We start from the raw sequence: 26419 nt of genomic DNA on the forward strand, positions 1-26419 counted from the left end.
TGTCACTTGTCGAGACTCGCAAGTGTTACAAGCAGGTTTACCGCTTGTCACTTGTCGAGACTCGCAAGTGTTGCAAGCAGGTTTACCGCTTGTCGCTTGTCGAGACTCGCAAGTGTTGCAAGCAGGTCTGACGTTTGTCACTTGTCGAGACTCGCAAGTGTTGCAAGCAGGTCTGACGTTTGTCGCTTATCGATATCCGCAGAGTGTTGCACAGGCGAGCGGATAGACATGAAAAGGGCCGTGATTTCCAAAAGTGTATTTTGGAAGTCACGGCCCTTAAAATGCAATCGGTCAGCTATAGCAACAATCAATCGAAATAATCTTCAATTCCCTTGGCAATCGCCGCTGCCGCTTCCTGCTGATAGCCGGATTTTCGGACAAGGGACTCGTCCTTCTTGTTGGACAGGAATCCCAGCTCAATCAGAGCGGAGGGAGTACCATTCTCGCGCAGCACATGGTAGTCGCCAAACGAAATGCCGTTGCTGTCCAGCTCCATCCCGTCGGCAAGCCGGGATTCGATCGCTCTGGCCAGAGGCCTGTCCTTGGACTCCGAATAATAAAAGCTGAGCGTTCCCGATGCCTTGGTTTCGGAAGAATTATAATGAATGCTGATGAATGCGTCTGCATGGGCGGATCCGCTAATTTGAACCCTCTCTCCGAGACTCGGCTTTTCCTTGTCCTTCGTTCTCGTCATGACGACGCTTGCCCCGCGGGCGCGGAGCTCTTGCTCCAGATAGAACGAGGTGCTCAGCGTCAGATCCTTCTCCATCGTTTTCTGCGTCGTGCCGATCATTCCCGGATCATCTCCGCCATGCCCGGGATCCACGACAATCGTTTTTCCGTGAAGCCCGTTTGAACTCTTGGAGGAATGGCTCGTGGATACGACGGAATTGCCGGAGCCTCCGCTGATATATCGGTCAGATACCCATCCTGCCTGTCCGTTCGAAGTCTGGATCTTCACCCAGCCGCTCTGGCTGCCCATAATGGCAACCTGCTGGCCTTTGGCGAGACCGCCCACAACCTCGTACTTCGTTCCTGCACCTGAGCGGATTCGTAACGAATCGGCAGTAACAGTAGCTTCTGTTTGTTTGGCAGTTTTCTTCGGTTCTGTCTTCAGTTGTGTCTTGGACGCTTCTGAAGTTTGGACCGTGCCGTCAACCTTCTTCAAATAATAGCCTGCCACCCAGCCCGAAACCTTGCCGGAATTGATCTGCAGCCAGCCATAATCGTCTTCCTTGGAGACACTCACCAGCTGGCCGTTCTTCAAGGCGCCTACAATGTTCCCTTTCAGAGAAGCCTCGCTGCGTACGTTAAGTAAATTAATGACGACCTTGGCCGTGTAGCTTTCATCAGCTTTCGCCGAAGCCGGGATGATGGATGAAATACTAAACAGCACACAGATCAAAATTGCCAGATATCCAATTTTTTTCATAGAGGTCCCCTTTAGTATTCGTTTTAATAGAGCCGTAGGATTATTAGTATACCAGCATTTACCGGATTCTTGGAGACTAAATCTTTACAATTCCTGATTCTGATAGAGAAAAATAAGAGAATCACAGGCAAACAGCCCATATATTAAGCGCTTTCAGGCCGCCTTTCTTCATCCGTTTGTCAAACGCAGCAGCCTGTCATCCTGCCCGGCCGGATTTCCGCGGCCATCCGTGTTGTTAGTAATCACGTAGACAGCCCCGTCATGAATTTTGACATCTCTCAGACGGCCCTCGCTTCTCACAACCACTTCGTTCGTGGACGCATCAGGCGAGAATTTGAGCAGCGATTCGCCGCGAAGTCCCGTCACCAGCCACTCACCCTCAGCATTCGCCGTCATCCCGGAGGGAGCAAGCGTACTGTCTCCGGTATGATAGACGGGTGGTGTCATTCCTTCCTTAGTCTCATCGCCAATCACCTCAGGCCAGCCGTAATTAAGACCGGGCTCAATCCGGTTCAATTCATCATGGCCGCCCGGAACCGCGGACGGACCATGCTCAGAGCTGTACAGCTCCCCTTGATCATTCCAGGCAAGCCCCTGCGGATTGCGGTGACCATAGCTGTATACATAGGAATTCTCAAAAGGGTTATCCTCCGGCACGGAGCCGTCCGTCTTCATCCGCAATATTTTACCTGCCAGACTGTTCAGATCCTGGGCATTCTCTTCACGCTGCGCGTCGCCTGTCGTGATGTACAGATGGTTGTCCGGCCCGACTGCCAGCCGGCCCCCGTCATGGTTTGACGCGCCGGGTATCCCGTCAAGCAATATGCGCTCCTCCAGCCAGCCGGCCTCCCCATTCTCCCGGATTACGGCTATCCGGTTGAATAATTCACTATTTTGCTCATAGGTATAATAAATGTAGGCCTGCTTCGTGGAGGCGAAATCAGCGGCCAGCACAAAGCCCAGCAGTCCTCCCTCGCCCTCCTGCTTCACGGGATTGCTCAGCTGCAGCTTTTGCCTTGTCATCTGCCCGTCCTTGATCTGTACGATAGCGCCATCGCGCTCGCTGACATAGATGAGATCCCCGCTAAAATCAATTGCCCACGGCGATTGCAGCCCCTCCGCCAGCACTTCATAGCCTGCTCCCCCATCCCCTTCGGCCCGGCTCGTCTGCCGATCCACATCGATAGGCTCCGCCGGATTGGCGGCGCGGTTCGATTCATTCCCGCAAGCTGTAAGCATCATCGTCAACAGGACACCGCACATCATCGTCTTTGCTTTTAACATGATCGATACCTCCGTTTGTTGGTGTTTTGGACGTTAATCTTCTCCCTCCAGCAGTTAATTGTTTGCAAAACTGATCATACGGGTATAAATTTGCGTTTGGACGATAGGCTAATGTGCAATAATAGGAGAAACATCATAGAGATGAAATAAACATGATGTTATTAACGCAAGAAGAGGGGAATTGGTTGCATGCCGGAGCGTTCGCGTGTTTGGTCGGAGCGGTTTCGCTATTTATTCTTGAATAACCGCTTTGTGCTATTTTTATTTGTTCTATTGTTAATTGGACTTAACATTATGATCTTTAATCACGTGTCCTACATCTTCAACCCGCTCATTGCGCTGATCAAGACCGTTGTGCTGCCCCTGATTCTTTCCGGCGTCGTCTACTATCTGGTCAATCCGTTGGTCGACGACATGGAGCGCAGAGGAATCAAACGGATTTACGGGATTCTGATTCTTTACCTGCTGATTATCAGTTTGATTGTCATCGCGGTTGTGGCTGTTATTCCGCTTATCCGCAACCAAATTACGAGCTTGATAGAAAATATACCAGACTACAGCGAAGATGCCCAGCAAAAAATCAAACAGTGGACCGGCAGCGACTTCTTCAGCGAAGTCCAGGCAACACTTGGTTTCCATACTGCCGATTTGACGAAGACCATCACTTCGCGGGCATCCGATTTCTTCGCCAACGCCTGGACCCGGATCGGCGGGGTTTTGGGTGTGGTGACCGAGGTTGTGCTTGCGGCTGTGACGCTTCCTTTCATCTTGTTTTACCTGCTCAAGAACGGCCGCGATCTCCCCCGTTTCATTCTGCAGTTCATTCCTACAGGACTGCGCAAGGAAACCCGGCGTGTCATGGTGGAGATGAATGATCAGATCGCCTCCTATATTCGGGGACAGATTATTGTCAGCTTCTGTATCGGCGGTCTTTTGTACATCGGATACCTGATCATCGGGCTGGAATATTCACTGGTGCTTGCGATTATGGCTGCCTGTACGAGCATCGTTCCTTATCTGGGGCCCGTAATCGCGATAACCCCTGCGCTTATTGTGGCGACGGTGACATCGCCGGCCATGCTGCTCAAGATGGTCGTCGTCTGGACCATAGTTCAGCTGGTTGAAGGCAAATTCATCTCGCCGCAAATTATGGGGAAGACGCTGCGTATTCATCCGGTCACCATCATCTTCGTCATTCTGACAGCCGGCAATCTGTTCGGCATTCTCGGCATTATTGTCGCCGTTCCCGGCTATGCCGTGCTCAAGGTGATCTGCACCCATGTCTTCCACTGGATCCAGCTGCGCTCCGGCTTGTATCCACCTGACGATCTTCAGGAATCCACCACAAAAAGCGGCATTATGCTGAGCAAAAACAGCCCCTCGCCTGAATCCGAGCAGCAAGAATAACCCGAAACGGCTGAAATTATTTTTCGTAGACGAAGTTCCCTGACACCCTGTTGTCAGGGGTCTTCGTCTATAATGAAGCAGACAAGTGAGAGATGGCAAAAAGAAAAAGAAATCTTAAGATGAGTGAGGCGTTCAAAGAAAATGACAACAACAGCGCAAGGAAATAAGGTGGGGATCGTTCTTGCCGGTCTGCTGCTCGGTATTCTCATGGCTTCCATGGACAACACGATTGTCGCTACGGCTATGGGAACGATTGTCGGGGAGCTGGGCGGCCTGGACAAATTCGTATGGGTCACATCGGCTTATATGGTTGCCGAAATGGCCGGCATGCCGATATTCGGTAAATTATCGGATATGTACGGACGCAAGAAATTCTTTATCTTCGGTATTCTGGTCTTCATGCTGGGCTCTATTCTATGCGGTACAGCCACAACGATCGTAGAGCTCAGTATCTACCGCGCGATTCAAGGCATCGGCGGCGGCGCGCTTATCCCGATCGCTTTCACCATCATGTTCGATGCCGTGCCTCTTGAGAAACGGGGCAAGCTGGGCGGATTGTTCGGGGCGGTATTTGGCCTCTCCAGCATCTTCGGGCCGCTCCTGGGCGCTTACATAACGGACTATATCGCCTGGGAATGGGTGTTCTATATTAATCTGCCGCTTGGCATTATCGCTTTCCTGATGGTTGCTTTATTCTACAAGGAATCCCATGAGCATTCACAGCAAAAAATCGACTGGCTTGGCGCATTTACGCTTGTCGGCGGCATCGTCTGCCTGATGTTCGCGCTCGAGCTCGGAGGCAAGCAATACGCCTGGGATTCCGCAATGATACTTGGTTTGTTCGCTGTTTTCGTCGTGCTGGCCCTGCTGTTTCTGTTCGCCGAGACGCGCGCCAAGGAGCCGATTATCTCCTTTGCCATGTTCAAAGACAAGCTGTATGCTTCCAGCAATGTGATGGCCCTGCTCAGCGGAGCGGCGTTCATAACAGCCTCCGTCTATATTCCGATCTTCATCCAGGGCGTTCTGGGAGGCAAAGCAACCAACTCCGGTCTGGTCCTTCTCCCTATGATGGTAGGTTCTGTCGTAACGGCAACCCTTGGCGGTACGCTGCTGACCAAAACCAGCTACCGCTCCATTATGCTGCCGACTCTGGCATTGCTTGCAGCGGGTGTGGCGCTGCTCACGACGATCGGCCCCGATTCCTCCAAGCTCATAATCCGTGTATATATGGTGCTTGTAGGTCTTGGCATCGGCGCTTCCTTCTCCGTGCTGAGCAATGCGGCGATTCATTCCGTGAGTGCCCGGCAGCGCGGCTCCGCCAGCGCCACGCTGAATTTCCTCCGTTCGCTTGGCATGACGCTCGGCATCACGGTCTTCGGCATAATTCAGAGTCATTTGTTTATGAACAGGATGAGTGAATCCTTTGCCGGGGGAAGCGGCAGCGGCGAGGCTCAGATACCGGAAGGCATAGACTTGAGCGACCCTCATGCCCTCTTGTCGCCGGAGCTGCGGGCCAATATCCCGGAGCAGGTGCTGGACAAAATATCGATTGCGCTCTCGTCCTCGATCACGCATACTTTCGCCTGGGCAATCATTCCGGCCGCCCTCGCCTTCTTCGCAGCCTTTGCCATGGGCCGGGACAAAATGGATCCCGCAAGCGAAGGCCAAGGCTCCAGCGCGACGCATTAAAAGCTGGCGCTATCGCCGGCTCGCTGCAGAAGGCAGCTCAAAAGAATTGAAAAAGAAAGTGGTTGAACAAGGTGATCGCCTGCTCAGCCACTTTTTTTTGTGGTCCATTTCAATGAGAAAATTCGCTTATTATTCATGAAAAATGTATAGCATACAAAAACCCTCCCAATATATGCATAATATATTATAATTCGATAGCAAATTTCTGGTAATAAAGATTATTTCATATTTAACACTATCACCTGTTGAGTTTAATAAATTACAGTATAATATAGTCATCACAATGACTGACTTGCCTCATGGAGGAACGATGATTTCCGAAACCATTTTACTGAAAACCAAGACAAGCCTTCCCGCATCCCGGGACAAGCAGTTGCTTCGGACCCGGCTCATGGATGCCATAACACATAATCTTGCCGGCAAACTGACGACGGTCATCGCCCCGGCCGGCTTCGGCAAAACAACGCTGCTCACGCAGACGATTCACCATCATCAGCTTTCCGCAGCATGGGTATCATTGGATGACCGGGATAACGACTCCATACGGTTCTGGCGTTATGTCCTACAGGCCGTGATCGCTGCCGGTTCTCCCCTGCTGTCCGAACGACTCTCTCCCTTGGGGCAGCTGCTGCCGGGAATGACGATTTACACCTTCCTGGATGCTTTCATTAATGAACTGATCGATATTCCCGGGCCCCTTGTCATCGTGCTGGATGATTATCATCGGATAGCCGATGAACGGATTCATGAAGGCCTGTCCTATTTCATAGATTATCTGCCCGACCACATTCATGTGATTATTTCGAGCCGCGCAGAGCTTCCCTTTTCCACCTCCAAGTGGAGGGTCCGGGAACAGCTCGACGAACTGGCAATCGGGCAGCTTCAGTTTACTCTGGAGGAAACGCAAGCCTTCTACCGCGAGGTATCCCATTTACCGCTTTCGCCAGGGCAGATTAAGCGATTGTTTGAACGGACCGAGGGCTGGGTGGCCGGACTCCAGCTGGTATCCATCTCGCTGCGCTCCACCATGGACTACGACCGCTATATCGACAGCTTCAGCGGCCTTCACCGCAATATCGCCGATTATTTATTCAATGAGGTCATGGCTAATTTGCCTTCTGCCATCCACAGCTTTCTGCTGCAAACGTCTGTACTGGAGCGTATAAATGCAGCTTTATGCAACGATGTGACGGGCAAGACGGACGGTCAGGACATGCTGACCAAGCTCAGGACCATGAATTTATTTCTTATCCCGCTGGATCCAGCCGATACGTGGTTTCGCTACCATCATTTGTTCTCCGAATTTCTGCGCAGTCTGATCAGACGGAACCACCCTCTGCTGTGGAGCCAGGGAAACCGCTCGGCCAGCAGATCCTTCATGGCGCAGGGGATGACGGATGAAGCGATCAATCACGCGATTCTGGGCGAGGATTATGAATATGCCATATATCTTCTGGGCGAGCATGCTCCGGTTCTTTTCCAACGCGGGGAATTCTCCACCCTGCTGCGCTGGTTTGAAGCGATAGAACAGCGCGCGGAGCTGCCCTCCGGCCTGTCCCTTCTGCATTCCTTCATGCTTGTTGTAACAGGGCAGTTAGTCCGTGCGGCTGCAGCTCTGGCGCGCATTGAAGAGCGCCATCTGCCGAAAGCTGATGCCGGCGAGCGCCGTCAAATCCGGAGCGGACTGCTTTTTGTCAAATCAAATCTGGTCTTCTACAATTATGATTTTGCCGGCTGGTACCGGTTTTCCGAGGAGATTACCGGTGAAGTTCTGCCCGAGAATCCGATCTTTTATAATTTTAATTACAATATGTCCGAACCGCTCGTCCGACGCACGGCAATGGGACTGAAGGGGGTATTGTCTCCGGATACGGAAGCGATCGCCTGTCAGTTCATGGGCTTGATTGAATCCCATGGCTGGAAGGATTCGCTGATTAACCTGTATGTGAACCAGTCGCTTGCCGAGGGGTTGTATGAATGGAACCGGTTGGACGAGTCGCTGGCCTGCCTGCATAAAGGGGAACAGTCGCCGCGCTTTGAGGAAATTGCCGGATTGTATGTCCCTGGGCAGATTACGCTGGCAGGATTGCAAGCGGTAAGGGGCAGCATGGAGCAGGCGATTGACACGATCCATCACGCTGTGGAACATGTGGCGTCGCGGTCGGAGTTTCAGTGGATTCGTCCACTGCGCGTTTTTCTTGCCTGCTTGTATGTCCGGAACGGACAATTGAACAAGGCCAAGCAGGAGCTGAGCGGGCTTCATCTCTCCGCTTTGGACCGGCCGACGCCTGACCGGCTGTTCGAGTTTCTGGCGCTCGCCCGCTATCTGGGAGCCAGGCGCAAGGAAGCCGAGGCGCTCCGGCTTCTCGGTATCATGAAGCCGCAGGCCGAGCGGGAAAAATGCCTGATGAGCCTGACGGAAATCTCCATCCGGCAGGCGCTTCTGGAGGCGCAAAGAGGACAGCGCTCCGCTGCTCTGCAATATTTGCGCGAGGCGCTGATGATTGGAGAAGCAAACGGCTATATCCGCAGCTTTGTGGACGAGGGCAAAGCCATGGCGGCTTTGCTGCGGGCCAGCCAGCTTGAACGCAGCCGCTGCGCTGACGTTAGCCAGGGCGTATCGGAGGCTTACTTAGCCAAGCTGCTGGGCTTGTTCCCGGAGAACCGGGAGCCGGGACTTGCCAAGGGATCGCTGATCGAGCCGCTGACACAGCAGGAGCTGGTCATTATCCAGTTGATAAAGAACGGGTCAGCGAATAAATCCATCGCAAGAGAGCTGTCTTTGACCGAGGGCACGATCAAAGTCTATCTCTCCCGGATCTACGGCAAGCTCGGCGTCTCTTCACGAACCCAAGCCCTGGTCATTGCAGAGGAGCTGCAGCTGCTTGAGCCGCTTGATGCAGATCACAAAGCCCCCGGCAGCTGACAATTGGGTCCGCCGTCTTGAATATGTCGGGTCAGCTGTCAAGCAGCACAGCGCCATACCGCTCAATCAGCGCGCGGCTCCGCTCTCACGGATCGCAACCGCGCGCTGCTGCCCTTTCAATTTATAGATCATGGCACAGAGTATCAGAGCGCTGCCGTTGATGATAAACACCCAGCGGATCGGCATCCAGGTCCCCAGCAAGCCGCCGATAATAGGTCCGGCCATGGTTGCAATTTGCGACGCCGACTGGTTCAGGCTGAAGGCTCTGCCGCGGAAGGCTGCGTCCGTATTCTGAACGATCATTGCGTTAATAGACGGATAGACTGCCGCGAAGAACAGACCGTAGCCGAACCGCAGTATGCCGAAGCCGATATAATTGGTCACGAAAAACTGCAGCAGATTGCCGATTCCGCCCCCCAGCAGGCCGATGAACAGCATTTTTCCATACCCCATGCGGCTGCCCCATTTGCCCCATCTTGGCGACATCAGCACAGTCGCGATGCCGACGGCCGAGAAGATGATGCCCGAGCTTAGCGAGGCGCTGGTCTTCGACACCCCCATCTCCAGCACATACACCGTAATAAGCGGCTCCAGAATCATGACGGAAAAGGTGCTGATGGCTACCATTCCCAGAAGCGTCATGAAGGCGCGGTTCGCCCATGCCATCTTCAGATCGTCAAGAACATGCGAACGCGCGGCGGAGCGGTTGAAATTTTGTTCCTTTGCAAATACCAATGCGATAATGGCAGATAGAAGCACCACCACGCAGGAGAACAGAAACGCACTGCGGTTGCCGTAATAATGGCTGACCACGCCGCCGATAAGCGGACCGACAATACTCCCGGTAGCTCCGGCTGTCGCCATGATGCCCAGCGCATAGCCTGTTTTTTCCTCCGGCGTATTCGTTGCCACAAGCGCGATCGCTGCGGGCACGAAGCCCGCCAGCAAGCCCTGAAATATCCGGACAACCAGAAACCAGTAGGGATCATGAATAAAATAATTAATCAGATACAGCGCGGCCAGACTGAAGCCTGAGCGGATCAGCATCGGCTTGCGTCCGTATTTGTCAGCCAGCGAGCCCCAGAAGGGAGAGATCAGGGCGCTCGCCAGGAAGGTAATGCCAAAAGCGAACCCCGACCAGATTTCCAGATGCTCCGTCACACCAAGATCGGTATTCAGGAATATCGGGAGAAACGGAATGGAAATGGAGTAAGCCGTGCTGCAAAAGAAAACCCCGATCCACAGTACCATCAGATTGCGTTCCCATGAGAATTTCATTGATCGACACGTCCTTTCAGGGAAAAAAGATTACGAATAAAGTGCTGCCCCAGGAATCTGTCCGACGATAGATTGCAACAAAAAGCCAACCCGGCATCTCCTAAAATGACAAGAGACACTGATTGGCTTCCTTCTTATAAAACATTCGCTTTATGTTTGTCTGAACGTGCGGCTTGCGACGTAAACGAATCGCTCCGCCCTTGCCAGAACATGAGCTTTCTGAGTTGGAAAATTCTGGTAGAGGTAGTCGATGAAGTAACCCGGATTCTCCGCGTTGCCTGTGAAAATATCGTAATGCAGCGGGATCACCGTGTCGGCTCCGGTGAGGGCTGCAAATTCGGCTGCCTCCCGGTAATCCATATTGCCTATAATCCCCCTGCTGGTCCGAAAGTAATCCCGCCCGTTAATAGGCAGCATGGCCAGGTCAACCTGATGGCCGCGTATTTTCTCCACCAGCCCCGGATAAACAATCGTATCGCCGGCATGGTAGAGGGTTACGCCATTGAGCTCAATCAAATAGCCGACATAGCGGTGGTTGCCCTGCGCATCCTCTTCAAGCTGCTCGTGGGCGGCTGGAACAGGCAGAATCCGCAGCTTGGAATGGATGGTTTGCCAGTTCGCCGGATGAGCGGCATACAGCTGTTCCGCAGTTGCCCCAAGCTCCAGAAGCTGCGTCCTGCAAGCCTCAGGCGCGACGATGACGGCATTGGGATTATTCGCTGCCAGATGCGGAATGGTCCCCTTGTCCAGATGATCCCCGTGTTCGTGGGTGATGAGGCATACATCCGCATTCGTAATGTGGGCCGGTTCAATCGGGGCGGGATACGTGCGATCAAGTCCTGAATGTACCGCCAGATAGTCCGATACATAAGGATCGACATAGACCGTTATGCCATCGCCTTTGATGATGACGCTTTCCTGACCAAGGAACCAGACCGCCAGGCAGCCGTATGGCACCTGTGTTTCATTGACTTCCTGAATGAACGCTTCTCCGCTTCGAACGCTTTGTTTCTCCATCTCTTCTGTCATGCCTCCCAGACGACGGCTGCACCATCTTTTTACGACCTATTATATTTAAAAGGTAAACATCATAGTTTTATTCTACTCTTATTTCCCCTGAATTTCTAACCTATTTCTGTTATCCGATAATAATTTTTCCCTCGGGATGGCGGTAAAGCTCCTTGCGAATCCGCGGTTGAAGGGCATAGGCGAGCGTCAAAGCCCCCATCCTTCCGATAAACATCATGATGATGATCACTATTTTGCCGCTGGCGGTAAGCTCCGGAGTCAGCCCCAAACTTAGCCCCACCGTACCAAAAGCAGAGGTGGTTTCGAACAGTAGCTTCAGGAAAGAATGCGACTGTGTGGTCGACATGATCATCGCGCCGGATACGACCAGGGCGATAGCGATGAACGTAATCATGATGGCTTTGTAAGTATGCTCCTTGGACAGCCGGTTGCGGAACAGGACTACATCCTCGCGCCCGCGCATCATCGTTATGACGGAGCCGATCAGAATAACGAAGGTGGTTACTTTAATGCCGCCTCCCGTCGAACCCGGCGCTGCTCCGATGAACATCAGAATGATCATAAAGAACTGCGTGCTCTCGCGAAGTCCGGTAATATCGATGGTGCTTGTCCCGGCGGAGCGCAAGCTGACGGACTGATAGATGGAGGCCAGCACCTTCCCTCCGGCATTCAGAGGCCCAAGCGTCAGCGAATTGCTGAATTCCATCATGAAAATAACGAGTCCTCCGAAGACGATCAGGATTCCCGAAGCCGACAGCACCACCTTGCTATGTAAAGAAAGCCGGCGTGTCCTGCGGTATTCAATCAAATCGGACAGGACAATAAAGCCGATCCCTCCAAGAACGATCAGAATCATCGTGATCACATTGATATAAATATCATTGGTATAGGCGATGAAGCTGCCGTTGATCAATACGAAACCGGCATTGTTAAAGATGGATATGGAATGAAAAACACCATAATAAAGGGCCTTGCCCAGCGGCATTTCGCTTGCCCAGCGCAGCGCGAGCAGAACGGCGGCAGCGGCTTCCACCGTAAGCGAATAGATGATGACTCTCCGGGAGAGCCGGACAATTCCCTCCATATAGTTCTGATTCATCGCTTCCTTGAGAATAAGGCGCTCCTTCAAGGAAACCCTTTTGCCCCATGCCAGTGCGAACCAGGTCGCCATCGTCATGAAGCCGAGTCCGCCAAGCTGAACCATAACAAGAATCACAATATGGCCGAACAAGGTAAAATGAGTGCTTGTATCCACGACCGAGAGCCCGGTAACGCAGGCAGCCGAAGCCGCCATAAACAGCGCATCCAGAAGCCCCAGCCGCTGACCGGGAATAGACGCGACAGGCAGCGATAACAGCAGTGTACCGATAACAATGATCATGGTGAACCCCATCGCCAGAAACTGGGGAGGTGATATTTTCAGCTTTTTCTGCACCGAACTCAACCGATTCATCTCCGCTCCGATTATTTGCACATCCGGGTGCAACATTTGGTTTACTTTATTTACCCTCTACAGTGTATCAAAGTCCCCGCTGCGGGACAAAACTTTCATTCCCTCTCCGGTCTGAAAAAAATCCAGGGCTGACAGCCTTAGGCGGTTCGCCGGATGGATAATAGGGTATTATATCTTCTGGGCATTCCCCCAACATTTAGAACCGATGAGGAGCGATGAGACCATGGCAGTCATTGAGAAGCAGAAGTTGGAGCAGCGCATTACCGCTGCATTGGACAAACATAAATTCGGCTCTTTGGCCACTGTTGAGAATAACAAACCGAAATCACGCTACATGGCCATATTTCACGATGGCTTGAATGTGTATCTGGCGACCGACCGCAAAACGCATAAGGTGGAAGATCTGCAGCATAACAGCAATATCTCGCTGCTGCTTGGATTTGACGGGAAATCGTCGCCGGAAATTGTAGAAATTGAGGGGACCGCCTCTATCACCAAGGATGATTCTCTTCGGCACAAGCTGTGGAATCCTGAGATGAAGCGGTGGTTTAATGGCCCCGACGATCCTGATTATGTGATTCTCGACATTCACGCTTCGCGGATACAATATTCGAATGAGGAAGGCCAGGCGCAGGTGTGGGAGAAGTAATCACAGGTCTGGCAGACAGTAAAAATTAGAAATGGGCAGTTAATTTCCAATCAGTTCTAATGTTGAATGCCGGCTTTGGCAAATGATCTTGAATCCGTAAGTGCCGGCCCGGTGCAAGTTCGATGCGTATAAGGAGACTGGTGTGCGGAAACGAGGTGCTTGGACTCGCAAAGGCTTGGGCTCAGGCTTGTGCCGCTCTGCAGCGGCAGAGTCCTGCGGCAAGCTTGTTCGGCAGCAGTGATGATATGACAGTGCGCAATGGGCACTCTTCTATTGTGTAAGGGTTAAACGGTATTTGGCTGTCGGAGGCTTGCTGCGCCGCCGTTTCAGCGCCCGTCAAGCCCCAGCGGCGGCTCCAGCAAGGATAATCCGCTCTGCATTCTCTTTAGGCCGCGGGTACGGCCTTGTAAGCCGGAAAATCCTTGCTGCGCCGCCGTTTCAGCGCCCGTCAAGCCCTAGCGGCGGCTCCAGCAAGGATAATCCGCCCTGCATTCTCTTTAGCCGCGGGTACCGGCCCTGTAAACCGGAAAATCCTTGCTGCGCCGCTATTGTCTTTTGCCGCTTCCCATTCTTGTTCACAAATAAGTGATGGAAGCAGCTTTTTTTGAGCAGGATCAGCATCGTACGATTCAATTCCGGTTGAGTGAAGGTCCTGTCCAAAAAATGTTCGTGAATGAGTCCGTTCCAATATTCACATAAAAGAACCTCCGGATCCACTGGCATAAGTGGAAGCGGAGGTTCTTTTGGCAATGAGATACAGCGCCGGGCGGGGGATGAAAATTATGAATTGATTTTCGGGATGCCCCCTAACAGGAATGAAGCTTCTAACTGTGGTTAGCGGTCTTGAAAGCTTATTGCCGGAATATCAATGTGTAAACTTCCCCCGGCTCCGTGTCAAATTCCGCGGCAGATGCCGCATCAGCTGGAGCATTTCCCTTGCCGCTCACCGTAAACAGCTGCCCGCTGCCGATCCGGACCCGGCAGCGGCCTCCCAGACGGGAGATGATCCGGGCCGATTCCAGCACGCCGTCACGCCAGCCCATGCTGATCTCGAAGCCCCCGCGGGCGCACAGCCCCGTTACGCTGCCTTCCTTCCAGGCATCCGGCAGCGCGGGGAGCAAATGCAGTTCGCCTGCGTGCGATTGCAAGAGCATCTCCGCGATTCCGGCAGTCACGCCGAAATTGCCGTCGATCTGAAAAGGAGGATGGGCGTCGAACAGATTGGCATATACGCCGCCGCGATGAAAATCGATTCGTCCGTCGTCCTCGACTAGCTTCAGCAGATTTCCGATCAGACCCAGTGCCCGGTTGCCGTCCCTGAATCTCGCCCATAGATTCACCTTCCACCCGAGACTCCAGCCGGTTCCGCCATCTCCTCGGCGTTCCAGAGAATTACGGGCAGCCGCGAACAGCTCGGGCGTACCCTCAGGCGTCCAGCCATTTCCCGGATAGATATCATACAGATGCGACACATGCCGGTGATGCACGTCCTCGTCCCCGTAATCCTGCGACCACTCCTGAATTCCGCCACGACTTCCAATCTGCGGCGGCAGCAATCGGGAGCTTGCCTCCTGCAGCGTCAGCTTCAAATCGTCATCGATCTCCAATTCATCTGCCGCCTGCATGCAGTGGCTGAACAGCTCGCGGATCAAGCTCATATCCATCGTCGAGGCTTGGCTGAGCGCTGGCGTCCGCCCATCCTCCAGCCGGAAGCGGTGCTCGGGCGAGGTGGACGGCGAGGTAATCAGCCCTCCCCGGCCATCATCGATTAGCCAGTCCAGGCAGAACAAGGCGGCCGATTTCATGATAGGATAAGCCTGCTCCCGCAAATAATCGCGATTCCCGCCAAAGCGGTAATGCTCCCACAAATGCTGGCACAGCCAAACGCCGCCCATCGGCCAATTGGCCCATAGCGGATTGCCGTGTCCGTAATCGCCAGGCGGTGCGGATTGCCGCCATAAATCAGAATTATGATGCGCCGTCCAGCCTCTTGCGCCATAATGAACCGCCGCCGTCTTCTTCCCGCTCTCGGCAAGCTCGCCGACGAAGCTCAGCAGCGGCTCGTGGCATTCGCCCAGATTGCACACTTCGGCAGGCCAATAATTCATTTGCGCATTAATATTCAACGTATAGTTGCTGCTCCATACCGGCCGCGCATCCTGATTCCAGATGCCCTGCAGATTGGCCGGCTGCGTGCCCGGACGGGAGCTGGCAATCATCAGATAACGCCCATAGTGAAACAGCAATTCAACCAGATGCGGATCCTCCGCTCCGTATTCCGCGATACGGCGGTTTGTCGGCAGCTCTTCCGGAGCCGGGGACGGCCCCAGCTTGAACTCCATCCGTCCGAACAAGGCTCCGTGATCCCTCTTATGGGCTTCAAAAAACTCATCCGCCGGTTTGCCAACCGCCGCGTCCAGCATATTTCTTGAGGCTTCCCGCGGATCGCGCCCCTCTGTTCCCGGACTTCGGTCATAGCCGTTATAGCTTGTGGCCGCTGCAAAATACAGGACGGCGCTGGTCGCGCCTTCGACATGCAGTCCATCCTGGTCTGTCTTCGATGTACCCCCGTCCTCCAGACGCACAACAAGCCTTCCTTCAAAACGCATGGCGGTTGTCGTATCTTCCTGCCCGTAACGCAGAGGCATATCCGTCTCGTAGTAGTTGGGCAGCACGTCCTCCGGACAATAGCCCTGCAGAACGAGCGCATCCCGATCAGGCAGCTGCCTCGACTTCAGGGGACTGCTTAGAGATGCTTTGAAAGTCAGCATGCCGGGCCGGCTGGCCGTTAAACGAACAGCTATAACCTGATCCGGATGGGATGCGATTATTTCTCTCGTATAAACAGTCTGCCCGATTCGGTAGGTGACCTTTGCCATGCCTTCCGCCAGATCCAGCTCCCTCTCGTATTCCTCCGTCAGCTGGCCGTGATAAAAGTGGAGATGCAAATTTCCAAAGGGCATGTAAGATTGCGTATAAGGCCCCATCATGGAGGATTTGCTGAGGGCTTCGGCTTCCTCATAGCGTCCGTCTGCTACCAGCTGGCGAATCTCGTCCAGCGCCTCCCGGGCAAGCGGGTTATTCCAGTCCTGCGGGCCGCCTGACCAGAGCGTGTCTTCGTTGAGTCCGATCCGCTCCGTATCCACGCCTCCGAACACCATGGCCCCAAGCCGGCCATTCCCTACAGGCAGCGCCTCGGTCCACAGCCGGGCCGGGATGTCATAGGTCAATTTCATCATTTGCAGCCTCCTTCAAGACCGTTGCTCCAGCCCGAATTCTTTCTTGATATCGCTGACCTTGACAAGCTGGCCACCCGCATTGATACTTCGTTCCATGGCGACCATCAGCGCAAGGGTATGAACAGCCTCCTGCGCGTCAGGCAGCGGTGTGATTCCCGCGTCCAGACAATCGGCAAAATATTCGATATAATTCTGATATTCCCCGGCATGATGAGTGTTTCCTTCAAAACGGAAATAATAGAAATGCTTATAATCGAAGGAATGCGAAACCGCTCCTTCACCGGCAAAATGAGTATGGTACCTCATATTGGAGTATTCCGCCCGGCTGGTTCCTTCCGTTCCCCGGATAACACATCCGATTGAAGGCTCGACCTCCTGCCCGAGCGACGGCTGGGTGTAGCTCCCGGCAATCTGGGCCATGCGTCCTTCTCCGTCCCGAAGGAGGAAACGCATGGTATCCCAGCTGGCAAGGCCCAGCTTGCTGCTGGAATCGCTCGTACGGCCAAATCCGGTTACCTCGGTAATGCCGGGCAAATACCAGCGGACCAGATCAACCGCATGAATCATAAAGCCGTACATCCAGCTGAAGCCCTTCTGACGGCTCCAGTCCTTTTCCAGAAACCATCTTCCATCCGTAATGTAGTGGGACTCCACAATCTGAATGTCGCCGTGGCGCCCTTTATCGTAATCCTCGCGCTGACGGATCATCGGCTCGAAGAACCGGGAGCTTTGGCCGACAAATACTTGTTTCCCCGTCCGCCCGATCACCTCCAGCAGCTCGCCCGCCCCTTCCAGCGAAGGCAGCAGCGGCTTCGTGCAGATGACATGCTTGCCGGCTTCAAGAGCCTGACAAACATGCGTAAAATGCAGCTGATCCGGGGTATAGATGGCAATGACCTCGATATCGGGATGGTCCAGCAAATCCTGGTATTCCGTTGTCCAGCGGGAGAAGCCGAATTCTTCGGCGCGCCTTACGCAGATTTCGGGATTTTTGTCGCAGACGAGCTGAAGATCCCACCGTTTGCTGTTCAGGGCTGCGGACATAATACTGCGGCCTTCCCCAAGTCCGATGACGCCAAGCTTGTATTTTTTCTGTGTCATGATCATCGCTTCCTTCACCTACAATTGAATAGTCAACGCCGAGCCTTCATATTCGACCGTCTGCCGGGCCGGTATGCCAGCTTCATCCAGATAGCCCATGCCTTCCGTCATTACTTTCACCTGGAAGCTCCTCTTGACGTTCATCCCGCCGTACGATCCCTGACGGCTTCCGAAGGTAAGCGTTCGGGATTGATCATGGTAAAGAAGAGTCACAGCTGCATGCTCTCCCTGCTCATAGCCGTAACCATCCCCCTCGTCCTCGTAGAGGACAAAGCTGCCGTCAGCTCCGCCGTAAATCAGAAGGGTCCATGGAGCATCGGGCTGTTCGCCGGAATGCTGCACATCGGGTCCAATCGGCACGATGGAGCCGGCGCGTACGAATAATGGCATCGTAGCAAGTCCGGCGTCTGCGTCTATTGTCTGCCCGCCCCCGTAATAATCGCCGGTCCAGAAGTCATGCCAGGATGTCCCTGCCGGCAGATAGACGCTGCGGCTGTGATCATTACCGTCTCCGGCGGCCTGCTCCAGCACCGGATTCACCAGCAGTGCCGGTCCGAACATATATTGATCGCCAATATTATAAGCGGCCGCATCATGGCGGAAATCAAAGGCCAGCGGCCGCATCATCGTGTAGGCTTGATGGGTAACAGCCCCCGCAAGCGAATACAAGTAAGGAAGCAGCCGGTAACGCAGCCGGATAAACTTCACCAGCGTGTCATAAATGACGGTGCCCGGCTCGCCGAATCTCCATACCTCCCGCGGCGTGTCCGTCCCGTGTGAGCGGAAGATCGGCAGAAAGGCGCCATATTGGAACCAGCGCAAATAAAGCTCCCGGTAAGCCGGATCTTCGCAGCCGTCATTATAATCCCCGCCCCAGAACCACTGCTCTTTCTTCGCTGTGAAGAATGCCCCGATATCCGAGGTCCAGTACGGCACGCCGGTGGCAACAAAGTTCAGCCCGGCAGGAATCTGTTTGCGCAGCGTATCCCATTTGGCCGCCGTATCGCCGGACCATGTAATCGCTCCGTAGCGCTGCTGCCCCGAAAATGCCGAGCGTGTCAGGTTGACGACCCGCTTCTCTTCGGTGGTCGCGCGCTGCCCTTCGTAGATGCCTTTGGAATGCTGCAGGGAGTAGGCGTTAATATATTCCGGATCGAGATATTTCTTGGATTGCCCGGTATTGACCAGCAGGCGCTGCTCAGGCTCGAGCCGGACTTCTCCGTTCCAATCCGCCTCGAACGGCTCGGTGCAGTCGCACCACCAGGCGTCGATGCCGTGAGCGAATAAACCCTCGTTCGCCTGCTTCCAGTACAAGCTGCGCGCTTTCTCACTGAACGCATCGTAGGTGGCGCGGTTTCCAAGCAGCGTGTTATGCTCCTTCATCTCCAGATGATTGGACCCGTCATTATTCATAATCGGCCAAATCGAGACCATCAGCTTCGCATGCTTCTCATGAAGCTTGCGCATCATCTCATCGGGATCCGGGAACCGGTCGGGGTCGAACGATTTCTGGCCCCACAGATCGCCGGTCCATGACCGCCAATCGAGAATAATCAGATCCAGCGGGATTTTGCGCTCCCGGTACTCTTCCACGACGGCAAGCAGCTCGGCCTGGGATTCATAGCGCTCCTTGGACTGCGCGTAGCCGAAGGCCCATTTCGGCAGCATCGGCGCTGCCCCGGTAAGCTGGCGGTATCCCGCCACAACCTCATCGAGCTCGGGACCGTAGATGAAATAGTAATCCAGCTCGTCTTCCACTTCCGACCACAGATACGAGCCATGGACATCATCATGAAAGGTCATCAGGCTGTAGCTGTCGACCAGCACGCCATATCCTTTCGTGGAGACCAGCATGGGAACGACGGCTTTCATATTTTGCTGATACAGATATTGGCTGGTGCCCCGTAGGTTCATAATCCCTTCCTCATGCGAGCCCAGGCCGTACAAGGCTTCCCCGGTCTCCCATTCAAAAGCAAGCTTCGTATGATACGCACGGCGTGTCCGGGCTTCCTTGGCCTCGGCCTGGACGCGCACGCCATCGACGGACATGCTCGATTGAACCTCAGAGCTATCGTCATAAATGAAGGTTACCGCTTCCGTCGGAACAAGTGTTTTGCCGCCGGTCTGCGGCTCCCGCGTGAGCAGCCCGCCCTGCTTGTCGCGCCAGGTGAAGGCGGCTGTGGCTTTAATTATTTCGAGAACCAGCTCGGTTGTGCGCAGAGTCACGGTCAAATCGGATTCTTGGATCTCCCACTTTGTACCGGTGCTTGCCTCCTTGAGGACAGCCAGGCTTGGCTTGGTGCTGAATGATTCCTCCAAGGTATAAACGACATGGATAATCGAAGGGGAAACAGGCTCCACCTTGATTCGGCCTTTAGCGGATATCAGAACCAGGCCGCCGGCCGATTGCTCATAACTGATGATCTCCATCCATAAAACTCCTCAGCGATAAATTTGAAGGCAGGCTGGTACCTGCCAAATAAAGGTTGGTTTGCAAACCATGCAGTTTGCTCTAGAGCACTATTAAGGCAGGCTTGCCGAAAATACAGTTTGCTCTGGACCGGTATGAAGGCACGTTTGCCTTTATACCGGTCCAGAGCGCTATCAAGGAGGGTTTGCCGTCAAATCTAACCGGCAAGAAGACTGCTTCCCGGCAATTATATGCTGCTCCGGCTTTTGCCATATTGAAGAATACCTTCCGGCAATGAAGGCCATTATCAGCCTTTAAGGCAGACTATCTAATAAATTCATAAGGCTTCCAGCGGGAATCCTCCGGAACCGGCTCCTGGGCAGGATAGGGCGAGGCGGTTCGCCACTGGCTTTTACTTGTAAGCAATTCGGCATATATCGATTCTATCGCCGCATAATCAATAACCGCAGAGACTTCCGGCTGCTCCCTGATTTCGGCCAGGAGCCTGCCTGTGATCTCTCCTAACTGGAGCAGCGAATCCTCCATGATCCGCTCGCCAAGCTGGCTCGACGCCTCACCGGCATCTGCCCCCAGCGCAAGCCGTCCGCCGCTTCCGGGCAGGCTCTCCAGCTCACGCCGCGATTCATCGATCAAATCCGGACGCAGATACATCAGCTGCGAAATCTCATATTTGCCTGCATGGTCGCCGTCATGGAGCCCTCTTACCAGCTCGGGGTCGCTGCCGACCCACATTGCCACTGGAATCCGGCTCTGAAACAGCTCCGCAGCCCTCCGCAAATCCTCCTGATTCCCGCCGCTGTGGCCGGATACGACGATAATTCCTTTGAAGCCCGCATTCACGAACGCTCTTAACTGATACAGGAAGAAATACAGCATCACATGCGGCGGCATTGCCGTCATATGCGGATTGATCTCCCCTACCTCATCCCTCAGCCAAGGCGCGTGATACCCTGCCTCATGAATGTGGTAGCCCAGTGACGGGGCAACAATTCCGCCGCCGCGCCGCGCCGCTTGTGCGCACAGATACTCCGCCTTGATCGTGTCCAGGCCGTACGCGCTGATCTGTCCATGCGGCTCGCAGATGCCAAGCGGCAAATAAACCAAGGGACATTCCTCCAGCCGCTGCCGGAATTCATCCGGGAACAGCTCCGACCACAGCACCTTCGTCAATTCACTCGCCCCCTATTTATAGAAATTGCGGAACCATGCATGCTTCTTCAGCTTCTGCACCTGCTCCTCCGGCAGCCCGCGGCCGTCGCCAAGCGCGCAGTTCATCTCCACTTCGCGGCTTCTCAGCATGCCCGGAATAACGGTCGATACGCCGGGATGCGAGAGTATAAAACGCAGCGCGATCTCGGGAAGCTGCTCCATGGAAGCGTCCAGATCGCCGGCAATCGCTTTCACACGGTCGTATACTTCCTGCTTCCGGTCATCGCGGAAATACCCGTTGCGGAAGTCGCCCTCCGGGAATGTCGTATCCGGGCCTACGTTGCCGGTAAGACCGCCCTCATCCAGCGGTACACGGATGATCGTGCCGACATTGTGCTTGATGCATGCCGGCAGCAGCTTTTCCTCCGGCGTCTGATCGAAAATATTATAAATGAACTGCACCGTATCGATTACGCCGCTCTCCAGCGCTTTTATCGCATTGTCCGCCTCATGATCGTTAATGGAGATCCCGAAGGCGCGGATTTTACCCTGCTCCTTCAGCTTGACCACCGCATCCAGCCAGTCGCCCTCGCCGCTCCAGGAATCCAGCCACACATGCGTCTGGAGAACATCAATCGTCTCCAGTCCAAGATTCCGCAGGCTGTTCTCCGCGCATTTCATGATATGCTCAGCCGTAAAGCCTTCTTCAACAGGGGTTCCGGCAACCGCCGGCCACTTGAGATTGATTGGCGATACCTTGGTCGCGACATGGATCGTTTCGCTGCGCGATTTGATCAATTCGCCGACCAGCCGCTCACTATGTCCATTGCCGTAGCCCATTGCCGTATCGATAAAATTAATGCCCCGGTCAATGGCCAGATTCAGCGCCCGCAGCGACTCGTCATCCTCTGCGCCTACCCAGCTGCTCTTGCCGATTCCCCATGCGCCGAATCCAACCTCCGATATACGCAAGCCCGATTTTCCCAATGTTCTATAATTCATAGTCATTAATCTCTCCTTCTTCAGTCCTTATCGTGTGCTTACCAAAAGTATAGCGGAATGCGCTCCGGCAAACTTGTCAGGACATGGCCTTACATTTGCGATTTTGTTCAATATCCGGATGGTTCATTTGCTGGAACGTTTGCCGCAGGGACGTATTGTTGAAGGAATCCGATGTTGATTACCGTTGTATCCCGATTTCATCCAAGCTTCAGGCTTCTTTTCCCGCTATCGCCTGGGCTGTTATTTTCCACCACTTATGCGGCATTTGGCAGACGAAAAGCATTTTGAACAAAATTGCAAATTTGGAGGCGTGTTAAGAAAAGTAAGCGGTTGCCCGCTATGTTACGATGTTCCTGCAAGCAAAACGACGAACATAAAGGAGACATGAACCCATGTTGACTCAACAACAAATCGACTACTTTCATGCGAACGGCTATTTGATCATGAGAGGTTTATTTAAAGGCAAAGAGCTGGAGCTGCTGCAAAAAGCAGCCGACGCAACGCAAGCGGAAGGCGTAGCGCGGGAAGGCGAGGAGCACCGCTATTATAAAAATAAAGACGGCAGTGAAACCTACTGGCGTTCGGAGAAAATGTGGCAGCGGGACGATATTTTTCAGGCGGCTACCGTCAATCAGGAGCTTCTGGAGAATATCGGTCAAATCATCGGACATTCCTTCTACCCGTGGAATGACTCGCTAGTTGTCAAGCTGGCCAATTCCGGCGCGCCCGTTCATTGGCATCAGGACCCGCCGTATGGCGCCGCCAAGCGATCTGAAACCTTCGGCATTCCCAACTTCACCACCGATATTTATTTGAATCATTCCGGTGCGGACAACGGCGGCGTATTCGCTATTCACGGGCGCCATCTGGTTGGCCATGTGGATTTGAAGCAGGTGTCCGAGGAAGACCTGTACAATAACTGCGGAGCCGTACCGCTGGAGATGGAGCCCGGCGATGTGCTGTTCCACTGCCTGTCCACGCCGCATGGCTCGTCCTTCAATCATTCCGACAAACAAAGACGGATTTTCTATGTGCATTATGTGAATGAAGATGTGTATCAGGACAGCTATGCGCCTGAAGCCTGGGCCAAGGATCTGCCGGGCTGGAGCGAAGAACGCCGCGAGGCCATCCAGACGATGCTGAAGAAAAGAGTGGAAATGGGTTTTGACGCGACCGATCTGAGCGGGGATATCAAGCTTAACGAGCGCGGCTTCAAATTCCATGGCGAGACGACAACTCCGCCCCGTTATTGGGAGCAGCTGCAGGCGCAATATACCGACGAGGAACGGGCGAAGCTGAAAGTCGTTCATACAATCAAGTGAGCCAATAACCATAAATTTTAAATTATTACCATTTATACCCTATAGGATGAGAACCATAACTTCAAAGTTGAAGACAAAGCCGATGTCCCGTTTCTAACGTGTGCATCGGTTTGCTTTTCTTTAGTTGTAATCAAATTTATGAACAACCTCTTGAAGGGAGTTTATTTATGAAATTCGGTATTCAAGGAACCGTAATCGGCTGGCAGGACCCGTGGGCCGGCGAAGCATCGGACCGGGTAATGCGAACGGGAACGGGCAGCATCTATCCTTCTCAGGACGCAGCCCCGGGTAGGCATGCCTTCATGCGGGCGCTGCAGGAGCTCAGCGCAGAATTCTATGTTCATCATCTGTTTCCGGGACTTGAAGGGCAGAAGGAGCTGCTCGAGGATGCCAAGTCTTATGGCATTGAATTATGTCTGGGCAATGAATATGGGAACATTAACGGCCCCTGGGTGGAAGGCACCAACCGCTATGATATGCCGGACGACGCTCTGCGGGAAGCGGCGGCCAGCGGGAAGCTTATCGGACTGCTGTACGACGAGCCCGAGCATCTGCAGATTAATGCGGGTCAATACCGCAAGGATGGCTGGTTCCCGCATTGGGGCTCCTGCGAAGCGGAGGATCTGAATGAGGCGCGCCGCCTGATGACGGATTCGGTTGCGCGACGTGTCCGCCATGTGCGGGAGATTCTGGCCCGGGCGGGCTTCGACGCTTCGAAGGTCCCTCTCCTCAGCGAGCAGGTATTTCCTGTGCTGTTTCACGCACAAGCCCGCGGAGGAATGGCGCTTTGCCCGAAAATCATGAAGGAATCGTTCCAGCCGCTGCAGCTGGCGAACGCTCTTGGAGCGGCCAGGCAATACGGGCGCGACATGTGGATTTGCGCGGATCTATGGGGGCCCGACGTGGGGCCGTGGCCGATCCGTACGCCGGGATTTCCCGGTCATTCTCCCGAAGAGTTCGGGTCGGCGCTGCGGATGGGTTATTACATGGGTCCAAGCCGCCTGTTTACGGAGAATGTGGATGTGCTTCTGCAATTCAAGGAAGATGTGTTCCGCAAGACGGCTTTCGGCGAGGTATGGGAGGCATTTGTCCGTGAATTCGTTCCGGCTAATCCCCTGAGCTGGACGCACCGGGATGCGGATCCCGATATTGCCGTTATTCATTCCGACGACAGCAATTACGGCCAGAACGAGCGGCTGTTCGGATCTCGTGAACTGGCGGTGCCGGCTTCTTCCCGTTCGGTGTTCGACGTGTGGCATCTGCTTAGCGGCGGTTCAATTCCTGCCCATGGCAATAATATGCATATTGCCGGATTCGATTTCCCGCGCCATGAGCTGAAGCGACTGGTTTCTGCAGATGAGTTCCCCCTCTGGGAGGGGAAAACACTCGACGCTCCAGCCAATATGCATCCACTGTTCTACCCGTCGGGCAATGTGCTGGTCTATGATGAATTCGTCACAGATGCGCAGCTTGGGAATCCCGGGCTGATTGTCGTAGCAGGCTCGTCTGTCTCTGACGAGACGCTCCTTGCGGTTCGCAGGAGAGCGGAATCCGGCGGCGCTACCGTCATTGCGGCGAAGTGGCTGCTTCCTCCACAGTGGCAGGAAGCGCGGCAATTCTCCGGAGGCGGAGCATGGCTGCCGACGACGGACTTCCTCGCGGATGCCGTGATGGAGCAGGCTTCTCCCCTGCTGGGAGCGCGCGACTGCTGGATGCAGCGCTTCGGGAGCTCGGAGGTGCGGATGTATAAACGCGATTCTGCCGGTTTTACGCTCGATTTTGAAGTCCGTCAAATTCGCTGACCTTCGCAGTCCGGCAGAATTGATGATTCGCGGCAAGGATTAGAGATCACAGCCCTGCGGCGGCCAGTCATCCGGCAGTATTTCGTTTTTGTCTGATGGAAGAAGCGTTCGTGGTCATTATTCGTTCGAGGCACATGAGGAGCGTCGTAGCGAGTGAACAGGCCATTCCAAAATCCCTTGGTGTACGCTAACACGTTATTCACCAACACTTCGTCGCCGGGCTTGTTGTAGTTCTGTTGCATCCAATTGAGGAGATGCTCCATGTGGAAGCGCACGGACTCGCTCGTCTGATCGGGGGAGGGTTCCAAGAGTTTCGCTATTTGCAAAATGACGCTCTGCCAGCGACGAACGGCCTCGTAAGTTTGCTGAGAGTCACTCAGTTTACTAAATATTCTGCTAATTCTTTTCAGGAGCGCGAGCCCCTTTTTTAGTCAAGCTTCGGTCCAGCGATTGCTGAACGGCTTGAGTATTTTCAAAGATACGAACACCAGGTAGATCAAGGGGCGGGTTCCCGTCCTCAAGCAAAATGGAACGCACGGCGGCTAAATAATCCTTTGCGATCTCTGCTTCGGTAGACGTCTCCTTCTCGACCTGCCTTTCGATTTCCCGGATGCCGCGTAGTGTTTTCTTGATGCCGATTTTCAATTTGCGATCCTCGTCCACAACGGGCTTGGCGATGTCTTTCAGGTAATGATACTGACAGTATTGGTAAGGCACATTTGGCCACAGATTCGCCATAGCGGGACGACTGGACTGCTTGCCGTAGCTCACCAGACCGATGACGGGAAATTCGAGGTCTTTCACCGGTTGCAGAAGCGCTTGGAGTTCGCTTGCGGAACCGCTTTTCAGGTTTTGGGCCGCCAACATGGTTCCGCTGAATACTTCACGAACGACGTAAAGAGTTTCGTTTCCCTTCTCGGGCTGAACCCCATCCATAGACAGCATGATCCCTTTGTTTTCTTTCACAACGCGTTCTAATTCCAGACGAGATTGTTCCGTAACCGAAGCCGCAGCAAGGTCAGATAACGCTCGTACAGTCTCTATTGAAATTGCGCTCGGATGTTGCAATGCCGCGGCCGTTCAGCTCCTTGGTGATTTCGGCAATGGTTAAGTGATGTTTGAAGCGTAGCTCTCCGACGAGCGCAAGAACGTCAAATCCGTAGGAGGTATGTTTCATGCAAAGAGCATCCGCCTGCGCAGACCTAAAATATCTGGTGAGGTTACCG

The 26419-nt window shown here is 53.9% G+C and carries 19 protein-coding genes; 6 read left to right on the forward strand and 13 right to left on the reverse strand.

Annotation, left to right across the window (positions count from 1 at the left end; all coding sequences use genetic code 11):
- Nucleotides 1-307 precede the first annotated feature (307 nt).
- Together ACFOLF_RS12775 and ACFOLF_RS12780 are read right to left on the reverse strand one after the other, a co-directional pair.
- Nucleotides 308-1432 carry an N-acetylmuramoyl-L-alanine amidase gene (locus ACFOLF_RS12775; protein ID WP_210045225.1) on the reverse strand — a complete coding sequence of 375 codons (1125 nt, stop codon included), beginning with the start codon at nucleotides 1430-1432 and terminating at the stop codon, nucleotides 308-310.
- A gap of 168 nt (nucleotides 1433-1600) precedes the next feature.
- Nucleotides 1601-2716 carry a PQQ-dependent sugar dehydrogenase gene (locus ACFOLF_RS12780; protein ID WP_210045226.1) on the reverse strand — a complete coding sequence of 372 codons (1116 nt, stop codon included), beginning with the start codon at nucleotides 2714-2716 and terminating at the stop codon, nucleotides 1601-1603.
- Between the two features lie 189 nt (nucleotides 2717-2905).
- On the opposite strand from ACFOLF_RS12780, the gene ACFOLF_RS12785 reads away from it, so the two are divergent.
- The 3 genes from ACFOLF_RS12785 to ACFOLF_RS12795 all read left to right on the forward strand — a co-directional run bounded on the left by ACFOLF_RS12785 (nucleotide 2906) and on the right by ACFOLF_RS12795 (nucleotide 8738).
- Nucleotides 2906-4123 carry an AI-2E family transporter gene (locus tag ACFOLF_RS12785; RefSeq protein ID WP_210045227.1) on the forward strand — a complete coding sequence of 406 codons (1218 nt, stop codon included), beginning with the start codon at nucleotides 2906-2908 and terminating at the stop codon, nucleotides 4121-4123.
- A 141-nt stretch (nucleotides 4124-4264) separates the two neighbouring features.
- A complete protein-coding gene (locus tag ACFOLF_RS12790; protein WP_210045228.1) occupies nucleotides 4265-5812 on the forward strand; it encodes an MDR family MFS transporter in 1548 nt (515 codons plus the stop codon).
- Between the two features lie 310 nt (nucleotides 5813-6122).
- Entirely contained in the window at nucleotides 6123-8738 is a 2616-nt protein-coding gene (locus tag ACFOLF_RS12795; protein ID WP_210045229.1) for a LuxR C-terminal-related transcriptional regulator, read from the forward strand.
- Between the two features lie 66 nt (nucleotides 8739-8804).
- On the opposite strand, the gene ACFOLF_RS12800 is transcribed toward ACFOLF_RS12795, so the two are convergent.
- From ACFOLF_RS12800 to ACFOLF_RS12810, 3 genes are all read right to left on the reverse strand, one after another.
- Nucleotides 8805-10016: an MFS transporter gene (locus ACFOLF_RS12800; protein WP_210045230.1), complete on the reverse strand. Its 1212-nt coding sequence runs from the start codon at nucleotides 10014-10016 to the stop codon at nucleotides 8805-8807.
- 150 nt (nucleotides 10017-10166) lie between these two features.
- Nucleotides 10167-11033 (reverse strand): MBL fold metallo-hydrolase, encoded by an 867-nt coding sequence (locus tag ACFOLF_RS12805; RefSeq protein ID WP_379113590.1) that lies wholly within the window; start codon nucleotides 11031-11033, stop codon nucleotides 10167-10169.
- Nucleotides 11034-11154: 121 nt separating this feature from the next.
- Nucleotides 11155-12498, reverse strand: coding sequence for a TrkH family potassium uptake protein (locus tag ACFOLF_RS12810; protein WP_210045232.1), 1344 nt, complete (start codon nucleotides 12496-12498; stop codon nucleotides 11155-11157).
- A 223-nt stretch (nucleotides 12499-12721) separates the two neighbouring features.
- Here ACFOLF_RS12810 and ACFOLF_RS12815 point away from each other — a divergent pair, with 223 nt between their 5' ends.
- Complete coding sequence (locus tag ACFOLF_RS12815; RefSeq protein WP_210045233.1) at nucleotides 12722-13147, forward strand: pyridoxamine 5'-phosphate oxidase family protein; 426 nt, start codon at nucleotides 12722-12724, stop codon at nucleotides 13145-13147.
- 851 nt (nucleotides 13148-13998) lie between these two features.
- Here the strand turns inward: ACFOLF_RS12815 and ACFOLF_RS12820 are convergent.
- The 5 genes from ACFOLF_RS12820 to ACFOLF_RS12840 form a co-directional block, all read right to left on the reverse strand.
- Nucleotides 13999-16383, reverse strand: coding sequence for a glycoside hydrolase family 95 protein (locus ACFOLF_RS12820; RefSeq protein WP_210045292.1), 2385 nt, complete (start codon nucleotides 16381-16383; stop codon nucleotides 13999-14001).
- Between the two features lie 15 nt (nucleotides 16384-16398).
- Nucleotides 16399-17487 carry a Gfo/Idh/MocA family protein gene (locus ACFOLF_RS12825; RefSeq protein WP_210045234.1) on the reverse strand — a complete coding sequence of 363 codons (1089 nt, stop codon included), beginning with the start codon at nucleotides 17485-17487 and terminating at the stop codon, nucleotides 16399-16401.
- Between the two features lie 18 nt (nucleotides 17488-17505).
- Nucleotides 17506-19917 (reverse strand): glycoside hydrolase family 31 protein, encoded by a 2412-nt coding sequence (locus ACFOLF_RS12830; protein ID WP_210045235.1) that lies wholly within the window; start codon nucleotides 19915-19917, stop codon nucleotides 17506-17508.
- Nucleotides 19918-20221: 304 nt separating this feature from the next.
- Nucleotides 20222-21079 carry a creatininase family protein gene (locus ACFOLF_RS12835; protein ID WP_210045293.1) on the reverse strand — a complete coding sequence of 286 codons (858 nt, stop codon included), beginning with the start codon at nucleotides 21077-21079 and terminating at the stop codon, nucleotides 20222-20224.
- A gap of 21 nt (nucleotides 21080-21100) precedes the next feature.
- Nucleotides 21101-22069, reverse strand: a complete 969-nt coding sequence (locus ACFOLF_RS12840) for an aldo/keto reductase (RefSeq protein WP_379113588.1) — start codon at nucleotides 22067-22069, stop codon at nucleotides 21101-21103.
- A 392-nt stretch (nucleotides 22070-22461) separates the two neighbouring features.
- Between ACFOLF_RS12840 and ACFOLF_RS12845 the strand changes: the two genes are divergently transcribed.
- Nucleotides 22462-23391 carry a phytanoyl-CoA dioxygenase family protein gene (locus ACFOLF_RS12845; RefSeq protein ID WP_210045237.1) on the forward strand — a complete coding sequence of 310 codons (930 nt, stop codon included), beginning with the start codon at nucleotides 22462-22464 and terminating at the stop codon, nucleotides 23389-23391.
- Between the two features lie 167 nt (nucleotides 23392-23558).
- Nucleotides 23559-25193 carry a hypothetical protein gene (locus ACFOLF_RS12850; RefSeq protein WP_210045238.1) on the forward strand — a complete coding sequence of 545 codons (1635 nt, stop codon included), beginning with the start codon at nucleotides 23559-23561 and terminating at the stop codon, nucleotides 25191-25193.
- On the opposite strand, the gene ACFOLF_RS12855 is transcribed toward ACFOLF_RS12850, so the two are convergent.
- The 3 genes from ACFOLF_RS12855 to ACFOLF_RS12865 all read right to left on the reverse strand — a co-directional run bounded on the left by ACFOLF_RS12855 (nucleotide 25181) and on the right by ACFOLF_RS12865 (nucleotide 26370).
- Nucleotides 25181-25519: a hypothetical protein gene (locus ACFOLF_RS12855; protein WP_210045239.1), complete on the reverse strand. Its 339-nt coding sequence runs from the start codon at nucleotides 25517-25519 to the stop codon at nucleotides 25181-25183. The two genes, ACFOLF_RS12850 and ACFOLF_RS12855, sit on opposite strands and share 13 nt — an antisense overlap.
- 70 nt (nucleotides 25520-25589) lie before the next feature.
- Nucleotides 25590-26159: a hypothetical protein gene (locus ACFOLF_RS12860; protein WP_379113586.1), complete on the reverse strand. Its 570-nt coding sequence runs from the start codon at nucleotides 26157-26159 to the stop codon at nucleotides 25590-25592.
- Between the two features lie 52 nt (nucleotides 26160-26211).
- Entirely contained in the window at nucleotides 26212-26370 is a 159-nt protein-coding gene (locus tag ACFOLF_RS12865) for a hypothetical protein (RefSeq protein ID WP_379113584.1), read from the reverse strand.
- Nucleotides 26371-26419: the final 49 nt, after the last annotated feature.

It is taken from the genome of Paenibacillus sepulcri, from assembly GCF_042647105.1.
Classification (GTDB): Bacteria; Bacillota; Bacilli; order Paenibacillales; family Paenibacillaceae; genus Paenibacillus_Z; species Paenibacillus_Z sepulcri.